Below are 22,210 nucleotides of genomic sequence, written 5' to 3' on the forward strand. Positions count from 1 at the left end.
CTAAAATGAATAAAAAGCTGCACACTCTTGCCCGCTTGGGCTACTCAGAATTCCGACCCTTACAAGAAAAAGCGATTGATGCGCTATGTGCTGGTCAAGATGTACTGCTTGCTGCGCCTACCGGCGGAGGTAAATCATTGGTATATCAAGCCGCCGGCCTTATAAGACAAGGCGTGGCGGTGGTTGTTAGTCCTTTGCTTTCACTCATGACGCAACAAGTGAATGAACTAAATGCTAAAGGCGTGCGCGCGCAGTTTTTAAACTCTACATTAAACCCTGGTGAGCAGGATGATTTAGTGTGGGCATTGCGACATCAACACATCGACTTATTGTATTTATCTCCTGAAAAGTTGGTTCAGCCTTCTGTCATCGGTTTTCTACACAATATGGATATCGCCTTGTTTGCGATCGATGAAGCTCATTGTATTTCGCAGTGGGGGGGCTTTTTTCGGCCAGAATACAGTCAGCTTGGTCAGCTCAAAGAAGCCTTTCCAAGCGTTCCTATTATCGCATTGACGGGAACCGTTGATAAGAGAACGGTTGAAACGATTCAGCAATCGTTGCACCTTAGCCACTGTCAGGTTTTACGCAGTAGCTTCGATCGAACTAACATTAATATTCAAATTGCCCAAAAAAGAAAAGCAAAGCAGCAGATACTGTATTTTTTGCATCATGAAGTTCCAGGTAAAACCGGCATTATTTATTGTCGTTCTCGAAAAAAAACAGAAGAGTTAACTGCATGGTTGTCTGATTTACAACTTCCAAGTTTATGTTACCACGCTGCTTTGTCTGACGAAGAGAAACGCAGAAACCATACCCTTTTTGTTGAACGGCAAGGTGCCATTATGGTCGCCACGACCGCGTACGGTATGGGCATTGATATTGCGCACGTCGGTTTTGTTATTCATGTTGATCTACCCAACAGCCCAGAGGCTTACTTTCAAGAAGTGGGACGAGCAGGTCGTGATGGGCAACCAGCGCATTCACTTTTGTTGTACGGCTTACAAGACATGCTACAAGCTCAGAAGCTGGTGGCGTCGCAACCCTTAGCCGTAGAACAAGAAACGCGCCACTTGAATAGCTTTTTTCGTATCTTAGAAAGTCGCGGCTGCCGACGTAAAAATTTATTATCGCATTTCGATGAAGACATTGCCCCGTGCCAATTCTGTGACCGATGCCTCTTTAGGCAAGCTGAACAAAATATGACAACCGCGAGTCAAAAACTTTTGTCTCTTGTTTACCATACCAAGGGCATTCAGCCCTTCGCATTGTTGATTCAGATATTATTAGGAAAAAAAACAAAAGCAGTGAGGGGAATCAATGCCGAATCATTGCCATTATTCGGTCAAGGCAAGGAGCTAAGTGAGACCCAATGGAAATCGGTTATTCGGCATTTGATAGCGTTTGATTACCTTAAAGTTGGCACATTTAGTGCATTTACTGTTGAGTTAACGGAAAAATCACGCGGTGTATTGCAAGGTAAAGTGCAGATTATTATTGCTAGTGAGCGCTACTACCCAACACTCAAGGTTGATCAATTGATAGAAAATAATGCACATTGGCACAAGGTGCTGGCTTGGAACTACGCGTTTGGCAAGCTAAATTTAAGTGAAACCCAACTTAGGCGTATTTGCCTGCATAAGCCAAAAACAATCGCATCATTAAGTCGTTTAACTGGGTTATCTAAAGAGGACATGGTGGATTATGCAGAGCCTCTACTAAACCTTATTCATGATGTGGATACTAAGGCGTCGTTCGGGGCATGTCTTTAATGGCGCAGACAAAGATTAACGAAGCCGACAGTGACGCTTTGGCGTTAATTTATCAAAAAATGGAAGTATGCTTTCGTTGTGCGGACACCTTTTTCGGTCATAAGTTTGCTCTTGCTACTTGCAACTTCAAACTGAAAGGAAAAGCGGCTGGTATGGCGTACTTACAAAAAAATGAGCTTCGCTTTAATCGTTTTATGTATGAACAAACCCCAACTGTGTTTTTAAACACGGTTATACCGCATGAAGTCGCACACCTTGTTGTGTTTCAAATTTACGGTCTTTCTGTAAAACCCCATGGAAAAGAGTGGCAGGCAGTGATGCTAAAAGTCTATGGCCTTAAACCTGATAGAACGCATACTTTTGAAGTGCCACCTCAAAAAAATGTATTTGGTTACCGATGCTCATGCAAAGAGCACCTTTTTTCGAAACACCGTCACACTAAAGCCAAGAAAGGCGTTGAATACATGTGTAAAAATTGTCGCAGCAGTTTGCAATTTACAGGCTATACGCATTCAGAAAGATAGCGCCATAAAAAGTTTTTTTGTGCACTTTTTTATTAGTCGCGGCATTTTTAATGCGATTTCTTTGCCCTTATAGTACTATGTTGTCGTTTTATTTATAGCGTATATATGATGGATTTATCTAACAACCCCAAAGAAAAACTGGAGCTTAACAAGCTCCAAAAACGCCTGCGAAGATTGACAGGCCAAGCCATTGCCGACTTCAACATGATTGAAGAGGGCGATAAGGTGATGGTGTGTTTATCGGGCGGCAAAGACTCTTATACTATGCTTGAAATTTTACGGAATTTACAAGCCAGTGCACCGATTAGTTTTAGTATTGTTGCGGTGAACTTAGACCAGAAACAGCCCAGTTTTCCTGAGCATATTTTACCCGCTTATTTAAAACAAGCAGGGGTCGACTTCCATATTTTAGAACGCGACACTTACAGTATCGTGAAAGAGATCGTTCCTGAAGGTAAAACCACTTGCGGGTTATGTTCTCGTCTTCGACGAGGGTCTCTGTATGGCTTCGCTGAACAAATTGGCGCGACAAAAATTGCACTTGGCCATCATCGAGATGACATTTTAGAAACCTTGTTTTTGAATATGTTTTTTGGCGGTAAGTTGAAGTCAATGCCACCTAAATTATTAAGTGACGATGGTAAGCATATTGTGATTCGTCCGTTGGCATATTGCAAGGAACAAGACATTGAAGCTTTTGCTGTTATGAAAGACTACCCCATCATTCCATGTAATCTTTGTGGTTCTCAAGAAAACCTACAGCGACAAGTAGTAAAAGACATGCTGCAAAAATGGGAAAAAGACTTTCCAGGTCGAACTGAGACCATGTTTTCAGCGATACAAAATGTCGTTTCTTCTCATTTGGCAGATACAACATTGTTTGACTTTAAAGGGTTAAAGCAAACGAAAGACGCTTTAGACCGACTAAATATTATTTCATTATAGGATAATAGATATGGATTTTATGTGTAAATCACTGCTTCTTACTGCGGGTATTTTTGGTGCCTCTTTGGTTCACGCTTCTAATGCTGGGGTCAGTCTGACGAATGATACCGTGAAAGGTAACATCAACTTAAATATGGGTAGCTTTGGTATCAACGCGGGCTTCACTCGTGATGATGATGCCAGCACTTCCACAGCGCATGTTGGTGTAACGGTGGAAGATGCCGATACGAGCGGACCGTTGCAAGTGGGCATTGGTGTACGGCTGTACGCTATAGACGCCGATTTAGAAAATCAAGATGATCTTGCGTTTGCTGTCGGTCTGGGTGGGTGGTATCGATACACTATTCCAGAAGCAAACCGTGTAAGCATATTTGGTTCTTTGTACTATTCACCTGAGGTGTTGTCGTTCTCAAATCTAGATCACATGTATACCTACGATATTCGCCTCGAATATATGACCATGCGCAATGCTCGAGCTTACGTGAGTTACGGTAGAACAGTGACCGTATATGACGATAATAGTCGTCGAGAGATCGATAAAGGCATCTCCATTGGCGCCAATGTAGAATTCTAGTCATACCTTTTATCGTAAAAAAAAGTGGCCAATTGGCCACTTTTTTATAAATAAGCATATTTAGACTGGGTTAATCGCTGTCGAACGCACACAAACTGAACACTGGTATTTCACTGTCTCTTAATTTTTGACTTCCCCCTAAATCAGGTAAGTCAATGATAGCAGCGACCTCTTTAATATTGGCACCCTGTTTAGTCAGTAATTTAATGGCTGCAAACAATGTCCCGCCCGTAGCGATTAAATCATCAAATAACAATACTTCATCGCCTACCTTTACTGCTCCTTCTTGTATTTCTAATTCCGCCTCACCGTATTCAAGAGCGTATTTTTGTGAAATGGTTTTACCAGGGAGCTTACCTTTTTTTCGCACTAAGATTAGGGGCTTTTGCAACTCGTAAGCTAGCACAGCCGCGATTAAAAAACCGCGAGCGTCTATGCAAGCAATATGTGAAATATCAGACGTTATGTACCTGTGTACATAAGCATCGACGACCATTCTCATTCCCTTAGGGTCGCTGAAAATGGGCGTAATATCTCGAAAACTGATGCCATTTTTTGGCCAATCTTCAATGGTTTGAATGAGTGATTTAACGTAAAAATCATCGTAGAGCATGGTGTTAGGGCCTTATTGTTACCATTAAATATTAGAGATTTTACCACAGTCACTTGCTACACCGACAAGTTTCTGCATTTCCTGAAAATCAACAATTTCTATTTCTTTGCCATCAACATGTATTAGATTGTTTTTTTGAAAACGAGTGATTACGCGACTTACTGTTTCAACGGCCAAACCAAGGTAGTTGCCAATTTCCCCACGAGACATAGACAGACGAAACGAGCTAGCTGAATAACCACGTTTTTTAAAGCGATTCGATAGGTTTAGTAGGAAAGAAGCGACTTTTTCATCCGCGTTCTTTTTACCTAATAACACCATCATCTGCTGATCATCTGATATTTTTCTACTCATCACTTTGAATATTTGACGCTTTAGTGACGGGATATGAGAAGACAATTCCTCCAAATGACTAAAAGGAATTTCGCAAACCGTTGTGGTTTCTAGAGCTTTTGCAGAAACGGGGTACGTATTAGAATCTATGCCGCTGAGCCCAACTAATTCACTCGGACAGTAAAATCCTGTAATTTGCTCTTCACCTAAAGAGGTAATATTAAAGGTTTTTAAAGTACCAGAACGAACGGCAAAAACAGAATTAAAGGCTTCACCCTGACGAAATAAAAAATCGCCTTTTTTTAACGGTTTTTTACGTTCGATTATTTGATCCAGTTTATTAATGTCCTCGTCTGCCAAAGCGATTGGCAAACAGAGTGCACTTAAGCTACAGCTCTGACATTGAGATGTGAGTGTACTGTTGAATCTTGACGGTGTGTGTGCCATCGACATATTGATCTCCCTGATTTATCTATATTACTTTCGAGTAGGTTGTTGAGTTGTTTAGATATTTATCAAAAATCATACAAATACAACGTATTAGCAATCTGCCTCGCTCAGTAACCGTCATCGTGGTCTGCATTCCACTGCGGTCAATATTTACCATCTCATCTTCCTCCATAGCGATCAAATTATCTACTTCTTCAGAGAAATAATCAAAAAAACTAATATTATATTTTGCTTCTAATTCCGTAATATTTAATTCACATCGAGAAATCAGCGTCATAATGATCTGATATCGTATTCTGTCGTCAACATTGCTGATATAGCCCTTAGAAATGGCCAGCTGGCCTTTTTCAATGCTATGGCGGTAGTCTTGTATGTCAGTGTGATTCTGAATGTACACGCCTTGTAAATCGCTGATAGCAGAAACTCCAAACGCAACAAGATCGGCACCAGCATGAGTACTATATCCTTGAAAGTTACGTTGTAGTTGGCCTTGTCGTTGCGCCTTTGCTAGCGCATCGCTAGGCTTAGCAAAGTGGTCCATGCCAATATAGTCATAGCCTGCACTTATTAGAAACTCGATGCTCATTTTAAGTAAATTTAGTTTCGTGCTGGATTCAGGTAAGCTGTCATCCGTAATGCGTTTTTGTGCTTTAAATCGCTCTGGCAAATGAGCGTAATTAAAAAGTGAGATACGATCAGGTGACAAAGCTACGACTTGAGCTAAGGTTCGCTGAAAGCCCTGCATTGACTGATAGGGTAACCCATATATGAGATCGAAATTGATCGAAGTAATACCCAGTTTTCTCGAGTAGTCCACCAGATCGGCAACCAACTCGTAGGATTGAACACGATGAATGGCTTTTTGTACTTTGTGGTCAAAATCTTGGACCCCAATGCTGATACGATTGATTCCCTTATTTGTTAACAACTCTAATTTTGCGCGAGTGATTTCCCTCGGGTCAATTTCAATGCTGTAGTCCTGGGATCCATCATTAATCAGCGTAAAATGCTGACCGATGTGATCGAATAACGTTTTAATTAATTCCTCTGTTAAAAACGTCGGTGTTCCACCACCAAAATGCAGCTGGGTTACGCCTCTAGTATGATCTAGCATCAGGCTACGAAGCCTCATTTCTTCTCCGAGCAACTCGACGTATTCAATTCCTTTATCATACTGTTTTGTGACAATTTTATTGCAAGCACAGTAGTAGCAAAGGTGCGCGCAAAATGGAATATGGAAGTAAAGACTAAGAGGCTTATCTGACGTTTCGAGCATTTTGTCAATGAGGGCGATTTTGCTGATGGAGGTGCTAAAATGTGGCGCTGTTGGGTAGGACGTATAGCGCGGCCCTGATAAATTGTACTTACTGATTAACCTTGTATCCCAAATCATAACGTGTTCCTATTAAAAATTCTAATGAGAATTTTACTCTTTCATGGACGCCGGCTTGCTGATTCATATCAAGGTTTCCGTGTGCGTTACCCTCTGCTCGTTACGATCCTTTGTTATCAATGTGACTTTGTTTGTGGTGTTGTCTTGTGTGCGAATCTGCTTTAATAGCGGTTTTGATTTGGACACACTATGAGAACAACGCCTTTATATTTGGCCCATGGTGCTGGCTCGGGCCATCAACATGACTTTTTAAAGCTGTTGTCACAAGCAATAGAGCTTACACGGCAACAGCCTGTTCATCCCATCACCTTTGCCTACATGAAAGAACAAGAACGTTCAGGAAAAAAACGCCCGCCACCCAGGTTTGATACGCTTATTTCCGAATTTACTGATGGAATAAGACACGAAAAGGCCTGTTTTGTGGCAGGCAAATCAATGGGGGGGCGAGTTGCTACGCAGCTATCGTCTCTCCCTATGGTTAAAGGGATTATTTGTATTGGTTTTCCCTTTTATCCTGTGGGGAAACCTGAAAATCACCGCCTTGCTTTTTTGAATAATCTCACCGTGCCTTGCTTAATTGTTCAAGGTACAAGGGATCGTTTAGGTTCACTTGAATGGGTTTCTCAGCAGTCCCTGCCTGAACTTGTCGATATGATTTGGTTAGATGGGGCGGATCATGATTTCAAAACATTAAAAAACCACAAGAAAAATCAGGTCGATATTATAAAAGACATATCAAATAAGGTAGTTGCATGGATAGAGGCTCATGCACTTCAAATAGGTGTTGATACGCCTTCAAATTTAACCACGGATTAATCTCAACAAGGAAAATTATGCACCACAATGCTTTACTCGATGCCACCGATTTACTTTGCCCTGAGCCGGTGATGATGCTGCACGTTGAAATGCGTAAAATTGCGGCCAAAGACGTGTTGAAAGTCATCGCTACAGATCCGTCTACAACGCGCGACATTCCAAAGTTTTGCCAATTTTTAGGGCATACATTGCTCAAACAACAACAAGATGAGGATGTGTACTGCTATTGGATTGAAAAAAAACAAGTTTAAAGCAAAAAAAAGCCCCTTATCTTAACGGATAGGGGCTGATCAATTGTACTGATTAAGCTAGGCTACGTGACGATCTTTGCTTTGATTTTTAGGTGTCAAAATGGCACTTTGATAAATGTTGGCAAAGCTTGAAAATGCCACATCAATGTCAAGTCGCAGTTGGCGAGCCACGTCATTAGAAGACACCAAGCCGCGGATGGCCTTGGTATCTTCGTCTATAACGAGCAAATGTTGTAACTTGTTGTTTCTCTGGCTAAATAAGAGTGATTCAATGTCAGAGTGTTTGAGTGAATTAAAGGATAACGCCAGCAGAGCCTCTTTCGTTCTCATTAAATCGGCCACCATCAATTCAGAACGCTTATCCCCCTCAGCAATGCGCTTAATGAAAACATCTTCGGATAAATCTTCAAGGCTAATAATGCCCACAAAATGATTGTCACCATCGACCACTATTTTCATTCTAACGTGCTCTTTACGCATTAATTGAACCAGCTCATCAGCACGAATATTAGCTTCAATGACTCGAGGGCCTGCTTTTTGAAAGTCAGTAAAAACAGACAAAGCAGAAGAATATAGATTTATGTTTTCGACCGTTGCAGGCCAAATAAGTGCATTAACATCTTTTGTAGACACATAAGTAAGCGTTTTCATGATAGATCCCCAGTAAAATAATTAAGATAAAATGGATGAATCAGATCATGTAGAAGGGGGGGGCTCGTGGATTAACACTGTTGATATGAGAGGCTGTCGCACAAAATCCGTCAGAAAGCTCAGCGACAACGTCGAGCGAACAAACCAAACCAGAAGAGGAAATAAGAAACAACAGCCCTTTATCTAAACCATTATCTTGGTCAGGAATACCAACATCATTGTAGGTTTGTTCAACCGTCGGCTCTAACCAACGAAATGGACTTACTTCGTGGCCACTGGCACGTTGAGAGACCGTCATTAGAGACGATGCAATCATAACCATGATCATAAGTAGTTGAATTTTCATAGGTAAACCTACCCCGTGTTTAGTGAATTAAATATAGGCTTGCTTACAAATAAATCACAGCTTTTTTTACAAAATGACGCATTTCTCCATGATTTGTCGATTTGCAGCACAATACAGATCGAACTGACGTGAGGTTGATCTATGTCGTCTTTATATTTTTCAATGTCAGTTATTCTATTGGTAGGTTCATTGTTTAAACAGGAGACAAAACATGAAAGCTGCCATTGCTACTGAGTTTGGGTCAATTCTAAAAATAGAAGAGGTCGCACAGCCACAGATAAAACCACATCAAATATTAGTGAAAATACACGCCTGCGGTGTGTGTCATACGGATTTACACGCATGCCACGGTGACTGGCCCGTTAAACCGAGTTTACCATTGATTCCTGGGCACGAAGGTGTTGGAGAAGTTGTTGAGGTTGGTGCTGCCGTCAAACATATCAAACTGGGTGATCGTGTAGGTATCCCGTGGTTATTTAGTGCTTGCGGGCACTGTGAATATTGCCTGAGTGGTGATGAAAATCTTTGTTTGTCGCAACAAAATGCAGGGTACTCGGTGAATGGAAGTTATGCAGAATATTGCGCGGCAGACGCAGACTACGTTGTTAAAGTCCCTGAAGGTTTGAACTTCCTTGAAGCGGCACCGTTATTTTGTGCTGGAGTCACCACGTATAAAGCATTAAAAGTGTCTACGGCAAAACCGGGGAATTGGGTTGCCATATTTGGTATTGGTGGACTGGGTCATTTGGCAGTTCAGTACGCGGTAGCAATGGGGTTTCGTGTTGTCGCTGTTGATACAGGTGAAGCAAAGCGCCAATTGGCGATGTCACTCGGGGCTGAGTTTTTCTTTGATTTTAAAATGGATAATGTTGTTGACCTTATTTTAGAAGGAACCGGTGGTGTGCATGCTAGTGTTTGCACGGCGGTTAGCAAAGCGGGCTTTAGACAAAGCTATGATGTGGTTAGACGTGGCGGTAAATGTGTTTTAGTGGGGCTGCCACCAGAAGACTTGCCATTACCTATTTTCAATACCGTTCTTAACGGTGTTAGCGTGGTTGGCTCGATTGTTGGCACAAGAAAAGACCTTGAAGAGTGCCTTGAGTTTGCTGCTAGAGGCAAGGTAAAAGCCATCATCGAAGAAAAAAAGCTGGATGACATCAACACGATTTTCGCCGATATGGAAAAAGGCGAAATAACAGGGCGGATCGTAATGTCTATGTAAGCCGTTATCTAAAAAGCGGAGCCCAGTTTTGGGGTGCCGCTTTTTTGTGTCCCTAATATCAGGTTATACTGCGGCTGGCAGCATAATAGTGGCTTCGCCAGTCACCACGACTTTCCCTTCGCATTCACATACCGTTTTAAGTGTAGCTCGGCGGCGGCGCGTATTAATGTCAGTGACTTTCACTGTGGTAACCACTTCTTGCCCAATAAACACCGGTGCCCGAAATTTAAGAGTTTGCTCCAAATAAATACAGCCCGGTCCAGGTAGGCGAGTGCCTATGGCGGCAGAAATAAAACCAGCGGTCAACATGCCATGAGCAATAGGTTTACCGAATGAAGTCGCGGCAGCGTATTCTGCGTCAAGGTGAACAGGGTTATTATCCCCTGTAATGTCAGCAAAAGCGTGAACGTCGGCTTCTGTAACGTATTTACGATATTCAATACTTTGATCGATTGAAAGCTGCTCTAATGTGTAACTCGTTGTCATTGCCAATCCTTATCTTGTCATTTTCGAATATGGTACACTCTCGACGCATTATTCTTAAGAATTATCTGCCACACAAAGACAACCTTTATTCAACATGCTGTCTTTTTGAGTAATGTCTGCCGGTTTCGTTAAGCTTGCGCCTTGCCTGCTTAGCATTGTAACGCTACGTTTCACATACTATTAAGGTCATCAAAAATGAGTTGGACAGAAGACGAAGATAAACAGGCGGCTCTTAATGATCTGAAAGCCGCACCACTTGAGACAACAGCGCCGGAAAGTGAAAAAAAGAGTGACCCAAACACGGCTATTTGGACACTTCTCGAAAAAACACTAAATGACAACCTTATCGAAAAACGTCGCGCTCGACGCTGGAAAATCTTTTTTCGTCTCTTCACTTTTTCAATCTTACTGACCGTGCTTGCAATTTGGCTAGTTAGAGACAATCTTCAAAGTGTCCATTTGGAGTCGGACACCGTTGCTATGATTCCTATGCGTGGGGTTATTGGCGCCAATGCGGAAATAGAATCTTCAGTGTTTGTAAGGCTACTGGATGACGCTTATCAGAATCGTCGCTTACAAGGCGTTGTAATTGAAATGAACAGCCCAGGAGGCAGCCCTGTGCATTCGGGTATTATTTATGACGCTATTCGCCACAAACAACAGAGTTATCCAGCGATTCCCATTATCGTTGTGGTAGAAGACATGGCGGCATCGGGTGGGTATTATATTGCCTCTGCGGCAACGGAGATCTACGCAGATAAAGCCAGTTTAGTGGGCTCTATTGGCGTGATATCGTCGGGTTTTGATGCAAGTAACTTGTTGGAAAAAATTGGCGTTGAGCGTCGGACTTTTACCGCTGGTCGTAATAAAGCATTCTTGGACCCTTTTAGTCCAATGACAGACGAAGCTAAAGCGAAATGGCAAGCGGTTTTAGATGAGACTCATCAACAATTTATTGATGCCGTAAAAGAGGGTCGTGGAAGTAAGTTGATCCAAACAGATGATGTCTTTTCAGGCATGGTGTTTACTGGTTCGCAAGCGGTCAAGATAGGCTTGGTTGATGGCTTATCCAGTGTTAACGCTATCTTAGATTCTCGCTTTCCTTCCGCTGACGTGGTGTATTTTCAGCCGACTCAAAACTCTTGGAAAGAACTGGCAAAAGAGTTTGGTGTTGAAATAGCGACCAAGGCGATTAACCGCACTCAATTACAGTAACACGCTATTGTTTTAACAAGCTCCTTCGGGGGCTTTTTTAATGCCTGTTTTTTGTCTAGTCCTTTATTGTCAGGCTTTTTAAAGCACACTTTCACATATAAGATATTTTTGATAAAATAAATACATAATTTATTTTATCAAAAATATGGAGTGCCTTGTGGCCCGTAAAGCAAACATAGCAAAAGAAGAAATTTATCAAGCCTGTTGGGAACTAATCGAAGCCAAACAGTTCCCCAACATTCCCCGACTCACAGAGCACTTCTTACAGAAAGATGGTCGCCGCTGCTCAAATACCACCTTTATGAATGCGATTGCCGAATGGGAGGAGCACTTCAAAGACCAGCAGCAGCATGAACTCAAAGAACTGGATGGCGTTTTGCTGCCAATATTTCATCGTTTCTCAAGAGAGGTTACTCAGAATTTAGGGCAATTGCTCGATGAAAAAGCACTAGACATTGAAGGGGCTCACCAACAAAAACAACACGCAACCAATGGAAGCTATCTTTCGCTATCTAGTGCACTGGTTGAGCTTCAAATGGCCTATGACCTGCTTCAGGGAGAACACATAAAAACAAATGCACACAATGCCGCTTTAGAACAACATCTCGAGTTAGAGCAACAACGCGCTGTAATGAATGCACAAAAAAACCAAGATGCCCTTAGTCAGATCCATGTATTGAGCAGCCAATTAAAAGAAGAACAAAGAAACAGCACAGAACTGCGCCTTAACCTTTCACAGAAAGAGGTAGACCTTGCCAAACAAGACAACAAAATAGCGTTTCTACAAGAAGAGCTGGCGATGATCAAAAGTGCACAAGAGCAAAAAACACGAAATGACGCATCGACGTGGCAAGCAATGCATAAAACGTTAGAGCAATTGGCAGCCTCACTTCAGGACACACAACACAAAGATAGAGCCGAGAAACAATAACCGCTATAATGCGCCCCATATTTTAAAGTGACGAAGATTAAGAAGAGACAATGAGCAACCAACAAACCGCTGTTCGAGATTTATCGACCATCAAAGACTTCATTCGCTGGACATTCAGTCGCTTTCAGCATGCCGATTTATTTTATGGTCACGGTACAGATAATGCTTGGGACGAAGCCGTTCAGTTGGTAATGGGAGCCTTGAAGTTACCACTTGATTTTGACCGCGATATGCTAGATTGCGCGCTCACTCACAATGAAAAAAAACGCCTACTCAGACTCATCCATACACGAATCACAAAACGTGAACCTTTGCCTTACCTATTAGGCGAAGCGTGGTTCATGGGCTTACCCTTTAAAGTGACAAAAGACACGCTTATACCGCGCTCTCCCATTCTTTCATTATTAGAAAATGAATTTACGCCTTGGCTGACTCGTTATCCTTTGCACATTTTAGACATGTGTACGGGGTCAGGTTGCTTAGGAATCGCAGCAGCGATGGTATTTGAAGATGCGCAGGTCGATCTTTCTGACATAAGCGACGCGGCTCTGGCCGTAGCCGAGCACAATATTCAGCGCCATCAAGTCGAAGATCGAGTGCAAGCGATACATTCCGATATGTTTAAGGCGTTGGCAGGCAAGCAATATGACTTAATTATTTGCAACCCGCCTTATGTAGACGCTCAAGATTTTAAAAATGCTCCGCCTGAATTTCATAATGAGCCTGAGCTGGCTTTAACCTCAGGGGAAGATGGATTAGATTTCACCCACGATTTTTTATCCCAAGTCGCGCTTTATTTACAAGATGACGGTATATTGGTTTACGAAGTCGGAAACACAGAAACCGCGCTGCAAGCCGCTTATCCAGACGTTCCCTTTATGTGGATCGAATTAGAGCAGGGTGGTAATGGCGTGTTTATCCTAACGAAAGAACAACTTAGCGACCTATTACAAGAGCGGAATTAGCCTATGTCTGGTAATACATTTGGAATACTTTTTAAAGTCACCACCTTTGGTGAAAGTCATGGTCTTGCCCTTGGAGCCATCGTAGATGGCTGTCCTCCTGGCATTGAAATTTGCGAAGCAGACTTACAACGTGATCTGGATTTACGTAAACCGGGCACGTCAAAACACACGACCCAGCGCCGTGAAGCCGATGAAGTTAAAATATTGTCGGGCGTGTTTGAAGGCAAAACCACCGGCACACCAATTGGTCTACAGATAGAGAATACCGATCAGCGTTCAAAGGATTATGGCAATATTGCCGATACTTTTCGCCCAGCGCACGCAGATTATACCTACGATCAAAAATACGGCTTTCGTGATTATAGAGGCGGAGGTCGCTCTTCTGCTCGTGAAACGGCCATGCGTGTAGCGGCTGGCGCCATTGCCAAAAAGTACCTAAAACAGCAATTTGGTATCGAAATACACGGTTTTTTGTCTCAACTAGGCCCGATTAAACTCGAAGCAAAAGATTTAAGCCAAGTATATGAAAACAGTTTTTTCAGCCCCGATCCTGAAGCCATTCCAGCACTTGAAGCCTACATGACGGCCTTGCGTCGTGAAGAGGATTCTGTCGGTGCTAAAATCACCGTGATTGCCAAAAATTTAATGCCAGGATTGGGCGAGCCTGTTTTTGATCGTTTAGATGCAGATATCGCCAAAGCCATGATGAGCATTAACGCGGTTAAAGGGGTAGAAATTGGTGATGGCTTTGCAGTCGTCGAGCAAAAAGGCAGCGAACATCGTGACGAAATGTCACCAGAGGGTTTTTTAAGCAATCACGCCGGTGGCGTACTAGGCGGTATTTCATCAGGTCAAGATATAGTTGTTCACATTGCTCTCAAACCTACGTCGAGTATTACAACGCCTGGTAAAAGCATCGATCGTGCCGGTAACGCAATAGAGGTCGTCACAAAAGGTCGCCATGATCCGTGTGTCGGCATTCGCGCGACACCCATCGCAGAAGCGATGTTAGCCTTGACGATTATGGATCACTTGCTCAGACATCGTGGACAAAATGCCGATGTTGTGTGTCCGACCCCCATCATAAACGCTCAGGCTTAACACTATTGGTCGACGCTTTAATCGTCGTTACACTAAGCCGCCATGGAGGAATCCGTAGCGGCTTTTTTCTTTGAAAGTCGGAGTAAAGCCATGCCTATCAATAACCAACAGGACGAAATACATCTCTGCGTTGGATCGATGAATCCCGTTAAAATTGCCGCTGCAAAACACGCTTTCGCATTAATGTTCCCTAAACATTCTATCCAATGTACGGCAAAGAACGCTTTATCGGGCGTGCCGGATCAACCCATGAGTGAATCAGAAACACGCCTTGGCGCACAAAATCGCGTGCGATTTTGCTCTGAACAAACGACGACGACATACATAGATTACTTTGTCGCCATGGAAGGAGGCGTTGATGTGTTCGAGGAAGGCCCGTGTACGTTTGCGTACGTCGCCATATTGAGCCAAACAGGTACATTGTTAACAGGGCGTTCTGCCAATTTGCCTTTACCGAAGAGCGTATATCCACGCTTGCAAGCGCATGAAGAACTCGGCAGCGTCATGGATGACATGTTCAACACAGACAATATAAAACAGAAGGGCGGTGCGATTGGTTTATTAACCAATCACGTCGCCACACGAGAAAGCATTTACATTCAAGCATTGGTTTTGGCATTAGCGCCGGCTTTGCACCCAGAACTTTATTAATAACCGTCCTAATCTTGTAGGAAATCACTTTATGACGTACCAATGGGTTCTTTTTGATGCAGACGAAACCTTATTTCATTTCGACAATTTCTCTGGCCTAAAACACCTGTTTGCGCAGTATGACGTGGTATTTGGACAGACCGAATTTGATCAATACCAATCCCTAAATAAGCCGCTTTGGGTGGCTTATCAAGAAGGAAAAATCACTGCGGAGCAACTGCAAACACGTCGATTTGAATATTGGAGCAACCGCCTTAATGTTGACGCTAAACGGTTAAATGAACAGTTTTTGGATGCAATGGCACAAATTTGTACGACTTTACCGGGCGCCGTCGAATTGGTTCAGTTTTTACACGATAAACACATAAAAATGGGCATCATCACCAATGGTTTTGCTCGGCTGCAACAGGTCCGATTAGAGCGAACGGGGTTTTTACCGTATTTTAGCCCTGTCGTTATCTCAGAATTAGTTGGCGTAGCTAAACCACACCCAAAGATCTTTGAAAAAGCCCGTGAACAAATGGGATATCCAGACAAGAAAGACATACTCATGGTAGGCGATACATTAGAATCCGACATCCGAGGTGGCAACGAGGCTGGCTTAGATACGTGCTGGCTTAACCATCATCGCAATCAGCACCAAACCTTAGACATAAAGCCAACGTACGAAATTCATTCGCTGTTTGAACTGCAGCAATTATTAACCAACAAATGATTTACTTAAGAGTAAAAGAGTATGTGTTATTATCCTTACTATTTCCGATAAATGTTATTATCGGAAATAGTGTAACAAGCACTTGTGTCAGCGTTTAAGCACATTCTCAATCAGTGTTATTAACGACAATCATCAAAAATGCATTAAGCGCAATGGTTTGTTCATTGCACTTAATGCATGTCTCTTTGTTCTCTTAAGTTGAGCGTTTCGCCATACGACGATTCATCCATACCATCATCAAACCGATAAAGGATAACAAAGCCGCCGCGGTAGGAATCCATTCAAAACCAAACCCTAAGCTAATAACCAAGCCTCCCAAAGCAGCGCCCACGGCATTCCCTAGATTAAAAGCGCCGATATTAATAGACGAGGCTAACCCTGGAGCTTCATCGGCTATTTTCATGACTTGCATCTGCAATGGTGGTCCGCTGCCAAAAATCACAACGCCCCACAATAAGATGCTAATGCCTGCCCCTATAACGGAGGTAGATGTAAACTGAAATAACACTAAAACCACTACTTGTAAGCCAAGGAAAACAAACAAAGCCAAATCAGGTGATTTATCGGTGACTTTACCGCTAATGTAGTTGCCAAGCGTAAAGCCAATGCCTGTCAACGCCAGCATGGTGGCAATCGCGTTATCAGAGGCTTGAGCCAAGGTTTGCATAATGGGTGCAATGTAAGTGTATAAGGTAAACATAGACCCTGCACACATCACCGTGGTGGCAAAAGCACGCAAGGCAGCCGGTTGCTTAATGGCATTGAGCTCATGCTTAACATTGGGTCTGATGGAGGTTGGCATCGTGGGTAAATTGCGGCGGATACCCCAAAAAGCAATCACGCCTAACAACGCCGTAACAGCAAAGGACAGGCGCCAATCAAACGTTTGCCCTAGCCAAGTCGTAATAGGCACCCCCACGATATTTGCTATGGTTAGCCCCAAGAAGATCGACGCCACGGCTGAACCTTTTTTATGTAATGGCGCTAAATTCATCGCCACCATGGCGCCGATTCCAAAAAAAGCGCCATGGGATAAACTGGTCACAACACGCGACAGCAAAAAGGTTTCATAGTTAATAGCAAGCGCCGACAACACATTTCCTACAATGAATATGACCATTAAGGCCAGCAAAGCGGTTTTTTGACTGTATTTGCTCAAATAAAGAGTAATAAATGGTGCGCCAATCATCACGCCTATCGCATAGGCACTAATGAGTAAACCTGCAGCAGGAATCGAGGCATCAACGCCCTCTGCGATCACGGGTAATAAACCCATTGGCATAAACTCGGTTGTACCTAACCCAAAAGTACCAAGAGCAATGGCAAAAATGCCCCATTGGTAAGCAAGCATAAACGCTCCATAAAATAACTAAAATAATCAAAAATGATGTGAGTAAAAATAAAAGAAGCCAAGCGCAACAGCGTTTGGCTTCATTAGGTGACTTTTTAAAGGCGTTAATTTTAAGTAGCTACTTAAAATTAACTCCTAGGGTGAGTATTTTACACCAGATACTGAGCGAATGCTTTTCGAAACACCCTTAGCTACTCTTTATTTCAATTTGAGAATATTTATTTAAAAGGTAACGTTTAAGATGTCTTGGTCTTTCTTGGCCACCAGAACCAGTAAACGACAAAAATGATGAGCAGCAATCCGATTACATTAACGAGTCCATTAGTCAGTATATTAATGAGCATTTTTAGACACCTCATGCTGAGTTTTAGTACGAGAAATTCGTAATAATCGCAGTCTATTGGCGTTACTCACCACAGTAACCGACGATAATGACATCGCCGCACCAGCCACAACAGGGCTGAGTAACCAGCCAGTAAAAGGAAACAAAATTCCCGCCGCAATAGGAATCCCTAAGCCGTTATAAATAAAGGCACCCCATAAATTTTGTTTGATATTCTTTAAAGTGGCTCTGCTAATTTGAATCACATCCGCAACACTGTGCAGATCGTTACTTAGCAAGGTGATGTCCGCGCTCTCCATGGCGATATCCGTCCCTGCCCCCATGGCAAAACCAACATCCGCCTGCGCCAGAGCGGGCGCATCATTAATGCCATCACCAATCATGCCAACCACCTCACCCTGCGCTTGAAGCTGCTTTATCCAATCTAACTTATCGTTGGGCATCAGCTGTGCATGAAAGTCTTGAATACCAACCGCATTTGCAACGTGTGTCGCCGTAGCATGGTGATCACCCGTCAGCATAATGACCTTGAGCCCTTGAGCTTTAAAGTTTGAAATAGCCAATTCAACGCCCTGTTTAAGAGGGTCTTCAATCAAAAAAATCGCAAGTAATCTTGATTTGTCCGAAAGATAGACAGGTGTTGCAGTGCTGAACGTCAAACATGGTAGGGGTAAATCCAAAGGAATCCCCTTTTCTTTCATTAAACGCTCATTGCCTAAAAAATATTCCTGATTATTAACTTGCCCCGTAACGCCTAATCCAATGAGAGAATCAAACGCCACCACATCGACCGCTTGCACAGACCACTTAGCCTCGCAATGCTGCAATAACGCATCGGCTAAAGGATGATTAGCTCGACGCTCCAACGCCGCCACGATAGGCAGTAAGACTTCTTCTTGAGCGCGCTCACTGATTGCCTGACTCATGACTTGAGGTTTGCCCTGAGTAATAGTGCCTGTTTTATCCAACACCAAAACGGTCAACTCACTGGCTCGCTGTAACGCATCACCATTACGGATCAGACCACCATATTCAGCGGCTTTACCAATACCAATCATGGTTGAGATGGGCGTGGCTAACCCCAATGCACAAGGACAAGCAATAATTAACACTGAAATACTGGTAACAAGAATGTAGCCATACAAAGCCGAGTCTTGAGCAAAGTAAAAAGAGACGTTATACCAAACCAATGCCGTCAGGATCGCAATAATAATCACGCTAGGAACAAACACCGCTGACACTTTGTCGGCGAGTACACTAATAGGCGGCTTTGAGTTTTGCGCCTTACCCACCATAGAGATGATTTGTGCAAGCCGTGTATCAGCACCTATATGAGTAGCTTGAAATAGCAAACTGCCTTGGCCATTAACGGTGCCGGCTGACAACAGGCTGTCTTTGTTTTTTACAATAGGTGCGGCTTCACCGGTTAACATGGATTCATTAACGGTTGAGAGTCCCTCGAGTACCACGCCATCCACGGGGATTTTCTCACCTGATCGAACACGTAAAATGTCCCCTACCTGAATATCCGATACTGAAATCTGGTGTTCTTTCGTCCCTGCTACACGAGTGGCCATTTTAGGTCGCAAATCTAAAAGACGATGTAATGCTTGACTGGTGTTACGTCTGGCTCGCAGCTCCAATGCTTGCCCAAGATTGATTAAGCCGATGATCATCACAGATGCTTCAAAATACAAATGCTGAGTATTGAGTGGAAACCAGCCAGGTACAATGATAACCAACATGGAATAAAACCAAGCACTGGCGGTTCCTAAAGCAATCAACAAATCCATATTCGCTTGATGAACAGTAAAGGCCTTCCAGGCGCCACGAAAATAATGCGCCCCAGCACGCACCATAATCCACAAGGTCAATAGGCCAACAGCGAACCAAATCGACCTATTAGTGAGCGTACTCACTGTCATGCTTCCACCTAACACACCGTAAAGCATTAACGGTATGCCAAGCCCTAGACCCATCAGCGACGCTTTGGTTTTGTGTCGATACTCTAATAGCTCTCTCTGCACCCTGTCACTTTCCGCTGTTTTTGCATTCAAAATAAGGCTGGCTTGGTAGCCAGAGTTCTTAACCGCTTCAATCAGCGCATCCACCTCACCCGTTGATTCGACTTGTGCTGTGTGATTGGCGAAATTGACCTCCGCTGTAATGACACCTTCGGAATGACTCAATGCCTTTTTCACGCTGTTCACGCAACCTGCACAGGTCATCCCTGAAATAGAGAGTTCGTAGTGCTTAGAGGCTTGCGTGTATTGAGTCGAATTTGCACAGGTTGTTGGACGAGGTGAAACGCCTTCGCTAGCTTGGGGCTCCGTATTGATAACAGTGACGTTATGAGCGCGCTCACCATCGTGCTGTACACCCTTATAAACGAAACCGGCTTCTTCAACTATAACCTCTAATTCAGTCAAATTTAGGTGAGAAGTCACCATCAATTTGTTCTCTTTTGGCCACCCTTCAATCACAGCGTCAGGGCTTGTCGACTGAATAAATCGGCGAACTTTCGATACACAGCCTTGGCAGGACATGCCTGTCACCGTTAAAATAAAGGTGTTATTTGCTTGCTCCATTTTATGGTCTCCCAAAGAGGTGAATCGGATTTATTTTTTGTTGTCCCAAGCTTCAATTAAACAGCAAATGGAATGTCCATCTGGCTCTCCATTGGGCATAGTTTGCCAAGCGGCTAAAGCCGATTCCATTTTGAGTAGATGCGCTTGCAGTTGGGCAATTTTCAACTTGGTTTCTGGGACTTTACGCTCTAATAAATCTCTCACCATGGGGCAAGGTGAATCACCGCTATCAGATTGTTGAAAAATCTCTTCTATTTGCTTTAAGCTAAACCCAAGCTCACTGGCTTGACGAATAAAATACAGCCGTTGCAGTGCTATCGAGTCAAACATTTGGTAGCCATTACTGGGATTACGGTGCGCATGAATTAAACCAAGTCGAGCGTAATGGCGTACTGTCTCTGCGGTGACATTGGCTTTTTTTGCTAATTCACTGACTCGCATAACCACTCCTTTTACATCCTTAATAGACGAATAACGACAGTGTAAAACCTACAGGTTGCACACAGGTCAAGATGAGATACTAAACATCATGCAAAAAAAAAGCCGAGTCAAGCGACTCGGCTCTTACTTTAAGCCGTCTCAGTATTAACGAGTGCTATTTTAATGAGTCCCGTTTTAACTAATGCAGCTTCAATTTGGGTTTAACCACTTTACCAATTTTTTGCGCTGTCATAATGACGGTGGCTTTTACCCAACCGTGGATCGCAATAAGATGAAGCCTATACAAAGACACATACACAAATCGAGCAATGCGTCCTTCAATAAACATAGACCCGCCCATCATGTTCCCCATTAAGTTCCCTACGGTACTATAACGACTGAGGTTGACCAATGAGCCGTAATCCTTGTAAGTGTATTCCTTTAAAGGCTCACTTAAAAAAGACGCCTTGATATTAGCAAACACCAAAGCCGCCATTTGATGCGCAGACTGAGCTCTAGGAGGAACAAATGAACCATCGGCTTGTTCACAAGCACAGCAGTCACCAATAACATAAACATTGTCAAAATTGGCGGTTTGTAACGTCTTTTTCACCAAAATCTGATTATTACGTGTTGTCTCAAACCCTTCTATGTCTCTTACAAAGTCTGGCGCCTTCACACCCGCAGCCCAAATCATTAAATCCGCTTCAATGATGCCATTATCGGCGGTTTCAAAACCACCGTCGTAGGCTTTTGTTACTCTGGTTGCCTGACTCACGGTGACACCCAAACGGATTAATTCTTTGGTCGCCAGCGCAGCAATACGATCTGGTAATGCAGGTAAAATGCGTGGGCCGGCTTCGATTAGCTGAACATGCACTCGCTTACCTGACATATCCGGCATGCCATAGGCTTTTAGCATGTCTGCCACATGGAAAAGTTCAGCGGATAACTCCACACCGGTTGCTCCACCGCCGACAATAGCCAGCTGCAGCTTAGCGTCAGAACCTTCTTGGTACACTCGTAAAAACTGATTAAGTAAGGCTTGCTGGAATCGCTCGGCTTGCTTATGTGAATCCAGAAAATAACAATGCTCTGCTACGCCTGGGGTGCCAAAATCATTACTGACACTGCCCACTGCCATAATCAAAATATCATATGAAAACGTTCTTTTCGGCAAAACAATATGGCCCATATCATCTGACAGCGAATCCAATGTTAAGGTTTTTGCCTTAGGATCCACCGCCATTAACGTGCCAAGCTGAAATTGATAGTGATGTTTGGCTGCATGAGCACGATAGTTCAAACCGTCGTTGTTGATATCAAGGGATCCTGTGGCCACTTCGTGCAACAAAGGTTTCCAGATGTGTGTCTGACTTCTATCGATTAATACCACATCGGCTTGGCGTTTTTGACCAAAAGCATGACCCAGCTTGGTCACGAGCTCCAAACCTCCGGCTCCACCGCCAACCACAACAATTTTTTTCATATAAACTCACCTGTAAATATTGAATAATCTGGAAAATATTCCATAAACACTTTCCAGATACGTCA

At 43.3% G+C, this 22,210-nt stretch carries 23 protein-coding genes; 13 read left to right on the forward strand and 10 right to left on the reverse strand.

The genetic code is table 11. The annotated features are described in order from the left end of the window. The first annotated feature begins 5 nt into the window (after nucleotides 1-5). From FXV75_RS07840 to FXV75_RS07855, 4 genes are all read left to right on the forward strand, one after another. Entirely contained in the window at nucleotides 6-1,772 is a 1,767-nt protein-coding gene (locus FXV75_RS07840; RefSeq protein ID WP_148832298.1) for a RecQ family ATP-dependent DNA helicase, read from the forward strand. Further along, on the forward strand, nucleotides 1,772-2,296 hold the full coding sequence (locus tag FXV75_RS07845; RefSeq protein ID WP_148832300.1) for a SprT-like domain-containing protein: 525 nt from the start codon (nucleotides 1,772-1,774) through the stop codon (nucleotides 2,294-2,296). The genes FXV75_RS07840 and FXV75_RS07845 overlap by 1 nt, the downstream gene beginning before the upstream one ends. A 105-nt stretch (nucleotides 2,297-2,401) precedes the next feature. Beyond that, nucleotides 2,402-3,241, forward strand: a complete 840-nt coding sequence (ttcA, locus tag FXV75_RS07850; protein ID WP_148832302.1) for a tRNA 2-thiocytidine(32) synthetase TtcA — start codon at nucleotides 2,402-2,404, stop codon at nucleotides 3,239-3,241. A gap of 10 nt (nucleotides 3,242-3,251) precedes the next feature. Beyond that, nucleotides 3,252-3,815 (forward strand): YfaZ family outer membrane protein, encoded by a 564-nt coding sequence (locus FXV75_RS07855; protein WP_148832303.1) that lies wholly within the window; start codon nucleotides 3,252-3,254, stop codon nucleotides 3,813-3,815. A gap of 70 nt (nucleotides 3,816-3,885) precedes the next feature. Here FXV75_RS07855 and FXV75_RS07860 read toward each other — a convergent pair whose 3' ends face one another. From FXV75_RS07860 to hemN, 3 genes are read right to left on the reverse strand one after another with little or no spacing between them, the layout of a single operon-like run. Next, nucleotides 3,886-4,428, reverse strand: coding sequence for an adenine phosphoribosyltransferase (locus FXV75_RS07860; protein WP_148832305.1), 543 nt, complete (start codon nucleotides 4,426-4,428; stop codon nucleotides 3,886-3,888). A gap of 24 nt (nucleotides 4,429-4,452) precedes the next feature. Beyond that, nucleotides 4,453-5,214, reverse strand: a complete 762-nt coding sequence (fnr, locus tag FXV75_RS07865; protein ID WP_148832307.1) for a fumarate/nitrate reduction transcriptional regulator Fnr — start codon at nucleotides 5,212-5,214, stop codon at nucleotides 4,453-4,455. Nucleotides 5,215-5,233: 19 nt separating this feature from the next. Then, a complete protein-coding gene (gene hemN, locus FXV75_RS07870; RefSeq protein ID WP_148832309.1) occupies nucleotides 5,234-6,604 on the reverse strand; it encodes an oxygen-independent coproporphyrinogen III oxidase in 1,371 nt (456 codons plus the stop codon). 189 nt (nucleotides 6,605-6,793) lie between these two features. On the opposite strand from hemN, the gene FXV75_RS07875 reads away from it, so the two are divergent. Continuing rightward, complete coding sequence (locus FXV75_RS07875) at nucleotides 6,794-7,420, forward strand: alpha/beta family hydrolase (RefSeq protein ID WP_187424866.1); 627 nt, start codon at nucleotides 6,794-6,796, stop codon at nucleotides 7,418-7,420. A gap of 17 nt (nucleotides 7,421-7,437) precedes the next feature. Next, nucleotides 7,438-7,671, forward strand: coding sequence for a sulfurtransferase TusA (gene tusA / locus FXV75_RS07880; RefSeq protein WP_148832311.1), 234 nt, complete (start codon nucleotides 7,438-7,440; stop codon nucleotides 7,669-7,671). Nucleotides 7,672-7,728: 57 nt separating this feature from the next. On the opposite strand, the gene FXV75_RS07885 is transcribed toward tusA, so the two are convergent. Together FXV75_RS07885 and FXV75_RS07890 are read right to left on the reverse strand one after the other, a co-directional pair. Further along, on the reverse strand, nucleotides 7,729-8,322 hold the full coding sequence (locus tag FXV75_RS07885; protein ID WP_148832313.1) for a CBS domain-containing protein: 594 nt from the start codon (nucleotides 8,320-8,322) through the stop codon (nucleotides 7,729-7,731). A 40-nt stretch (nucleotides 8,323-8,362) separates the two neighbouring features. Continuing rightward, complete coding sequence (locus FXV75_RS07890; protein ID WP_148832316.1) at nucleotides 8,363-8,668, reverse strand: hypothetical protein; 306 nt, start codon at nucleotides 8,666-8,668, stop codon at nucleotides 8,363-8,365. 211 nt (nucleotides 8,669-8,879) lie between these two features. Between FXV75_RS07890 and adhP the strand changes: the two genes are divergently transcribed. After that, complete coding sequence (adhP, locus tag FXV75_RS07895; protein WP_148832318.1) at nucleotides 8,880-9,890, forward strand: alcohol dehydrogenase AdhP; 1,011 nt, start codon at nucleotides 8,880-8,882, stop codon at nucleotides 9,888-9,890. A 63-nt stretch (nucleotides 9,891-9,953) separates the two neighbouring features. Here the strand turns inward: adhP and FXV75_RS07900 are convergent, their stop codons facing one another. Next, nucleotides 9,954-10,376, reverse strand: coding sequence for a MaoC family dehydratase (locus tag FXV75_RS07900; RefSeq protein WP_148832320.1), 423 nt, complete (start codon nucleotides 10,374-10,376; stop codon nucleotides 9,954-9,956). 195 nt (nucleotides 10,377-10,571) lie between these two features. On the opposite strand from FXV75_RS07900, the gene sppA reads away from it, so the two are divergent. The 6 genes from sppA to yjjG all read left to right on the forward strand — a co-directional run bounded on the left by sppA (nucleotide 10,572) and on the right by yjjG (nucleotide 15,954). Continuing rightward, nucleotides 10,572-11,591, forward strand: a complete 1,020-nt coding sequence (gene sppA / locus FXV75_RS07905) for a signal peptide peptidase SppA (RefSeq protein WP_148832322.1) — start codon at nucleotides 10,572-10,574, stop codon at nucleotides 11,589-11,591. Nucleotides 11,592-11,748: 157 nt separating this feature from the next. Further along, nucleotides 11,749-12,522: a hypothetical protein gene (locus tag FXV75_RS07910; protein WP_148832324.1), complete on the forward strand. Its 774-nt coding sequence runs from the start codon at nucleotides 11,749-11,751 to the stop codon at nucleotides 12,520-12,522. A gap of 50 nt (nucleotides 12,523-12,572) precedes the next feature. Then, entirely contained in the window at nucleotides 12,573-13,487 is a 915-nt protein-coding gene (gene prmB, locus FXV75_RS07915) for a 50S ribosomal protein L3 N(5)-glutamine methyltransferase (RefSeq protein ID WP_148832326.1), read from the forward strand. A 3-nt stretch (nucleotides 13,488-13,490) separates the two neighbouring features. Continuing rightward, complete coding sequence (gene aroC / locus FXV75_RS07920; RefSeq protein ID WP_148832328.1) at nucleotides 13,491-14,588, forward strand: chorismate synthase; 1,098 nt, start codon at nucleotides 13,491-13,493, stop codon at nucleotides 14,586-14,588. A 90-nt stretch (nucleotides 14,589-14,678) separates the two neighbouring features. Then, nucleotides 14,679-15,239, forward strand: a complete 561-nt coding sequence (yjjX, locus tag FXV75_RS07925; RefSeq protein WP_148832330.1) for an inosine/xanthosine triphosphatase — start codon at nucleotides 14,679-14,681, stop codon at nucleotides 15,237-15,239. A 31-nt stretch (nucleotides 15,240-15,270) separates the two neighbouring features. Further along, on the forward strand, nucleotides 15,271-15,954 hold the full coding sequence (gene yjjG / locus FXV75_RS07930) for a pyrimidine 5'-nucleotidase (RefSeq protein ID WP_148832331.1): 684 nt from the start codon (nucleotides 15,271-15,273) through the stop codon (nucleotides 15,952-15,954). Between the two features lie 193 nt (nucleotides 15,955-16,147). Here the strand turns inward: yjjG and FXV75_RS07935 are convergent, their stop codons facing one another. The 4 genes from FXV75_RS07935 to FXV75_RS07950 all read right to left on the reverse strand — a co-directional run bounded on the left by FXV75_RS07935 (nucleotide 16,148) and on the right by FXV75_RS07950 (nucleotide 22,145). Further along, complete coding sequence (locus FXV75_RS07935; RefSeq protein ID WP_148832334.1) at nucleotides 16,148-17,305, reverse strand: MFS transporter; 1,158 nt, start codon at nucleotides 17,303-17,305, stop codon at nucleotides 16,148-16,150. A gap of 333 nt (nucleotides 17,306-17,638) precedes the next feature. Then, nucleotides 17,639-20,236: a heavy metal translocating P-type ATPase gene (locus FXV75_RS07940; protein WP_148832336.1), complete on the reverse strand. Its 2,598-nt coding sequence runs from the start codon at nucleotides 20,234-20,236 to the stop codon at nucleotides 17,639-17,641. Nucleotides 20,237-20,266: 30 nt separating this feature from the next. Next, a complete protein-coding gene (locus FXV75_RS07945) occupies nucleotides 20,267-20,677 on the reverse strand; it encodes a MerR family transcriptional regulator (protein WP_148832338.1) in 411 nt (136 codons plus the stop codon). 178 nt (nucleotides 20,678-20,855) lie between these two features. Next, nucleotides 20,856-22,145: an NAD(P)/FAD-dependent oxidoreductase gene (locus FXV75_RS07950; RefSeq protein ID WP_148832340.1), complete on the reverse strand. Its 1,290-nt coding sequence runs from the start codon at nucleotides 22,143-22,145 to the stop codon at nucleotides 20,856-20,858. Nucleotides 22,146-22,210: the final 65 nt, after the last annotated feature.

It is taken from the genome of Marinomonas sp. IMCC 4694 (assembly GCF_008122525.1).
Lineage (GTDB): Bacteria > Pseudomonadota > Gammaproteobacteria > Pseudomonadales > Marinomonadaceae > Marinomonas.

Bases quoted from the DNA above. Each gene is read 5' to 3' on its own strand.
- FXV75_RS07840 (WP_148832298.1), top strand. From the start codon at position 6: ATGAATAAAAAGCTGCACACTCTTGCCCGCTTGGGCTACTCAGAATTC.
- FXV75_RS07845 (WP_148832300.1), top strand. From the start codon at position 1,772: ATGGCGCAGACAAAGATTAACGAAGCCGACAGTGACGCTTTGGCGTTA.
- ttcA (WP_148832302.1), top strand. From the start codon at position 2,402: ATGATGGATTTATCTAACAACCCCAAAGAAAAACTGGAGCTTAACAAG.
- FXV75_RS07855 (WP_148832303.1), top strand. From the start codon at position 3,252: ATGGATTTTATGTGTAAATCACTGCTTCTTACTGCGGGTATTTTTGGT.
- FXV75_RS07860 (WP_148832305.1), bottom strand. From the start codon at position 4,428: ATGCTCTACGATGATTTTTACGTTAAATCACTCATTCAAACCATTGAA.
- fnr (WP_148832307.1), bottom strand. From the start codon at position 5,214: ATGTCGATGGCACACACACCGTCAAGATTCAACAGTACACTCACATCT.
- hemN (WP_148832309.1), bottom strand. From the start codon at position 6,604: ATGATTTGGGATACAAGGTTAATCAGTAAGTACAATTTATCAGGGCCG.
- FXV75_RS07875 (WP_187424866.1), top strand. From the start codon at position 6,794: ATGAGAACAACGCCTTTATATTTGGCCCATGGTGCTGGCTCGGGCCAT.
- tusA (WP_148832311.1), top strand. From the start codon at position 7,438: ATGCACCACAATGCTTTACTCGATGCCACCGATTTACTTTGCCCTGAG.
- FXV75_RS07885 (WP_148832313.1), bottom strand. From the start codon at position 8,322: ATGAAAACGCTTACTTATGTGTCTACAAAAGATGTTAATGCACTTATT.
- FXV75_RS07890 (WP_148832316.1), bottom strand. From the start codon at position 8,668: ATGAAAATTCAACTACTTATGATCATGGTTATGATTGCATCGTCTCTA.
- adhP (WP_148832318.1), top strand. From the start codon at position 8,880: ATGAAAGCTGCCATTGCTACTGAGTTTGGGTCAATTCTAAAAATAGAA.
- FXV75_RS07900 (WP_148832320.1), bottom strand. From the start codon at position 10,376: ATGACAACGAGTTACACATTAGAGCAGCTTTCAATCGATCAAAGTATT.
- sppA (WP_148832322.1), top strand. From the start codon at position 10,572: ATGAGTTGGACAGAAGACGAAGATAAACAGGCGGCTCTTAATGATCTG.
- prmB (WP_148832326.1), top strand. From the start codon at position 12,573: ATGAGCAACCAACAAACCGCTGTTCGAGATTTATCGACCATCAAAGAC.
- aroC (WP_148832328.1), top strand. From the start codon at position 13,491: ATGTCTGGTAATACATTTGGAATACTTTTTAAAGTCACCACCTTTGGT.
- yjjX (WP_148832330.1), top strand. From the start codon at position 14,679: ATGCCTATCAATAACCAACAGGACGAAATACATCTCTGCGTTGGATCG.
- yjjG (WP_148832331.1), top strand. From the start codon at position 15,271: ATGACGTACCAATGGGTTCTTTTTGATGCAGACGAAACCTTATTTCAT.
- FXV75_RS07935 (WP_148832334.1), bottom strand. From the start codon at position 17,305: ATGCTTGCTTACCAATGGGGCATTTTTGCCATTGCTCTTGGTACTTTT.
- FXV75_RS07940 (WP_148832336.1), bottom strand. From the start codon at position 20,236: ATGGAGCAAGCAAATAACACCTTTATTTTAACGGTGACAGGCATGTCC.
- FXV75_RS07945 (WP_148832338.1), bottom strand. From the start codon at position 20,677: ATGCGAGTCAGTGAATTAGCAAAAAAAGCCAATGTCACCGCAGAGACA.
- FXV75_RS07950 (WP_148832340.1), bottom strand. From the start codon at position 22,145: ATGAAAAAAATTGTTGTGGTTGGCGGTGGAGCCGGAGGTTTGGAGCTC.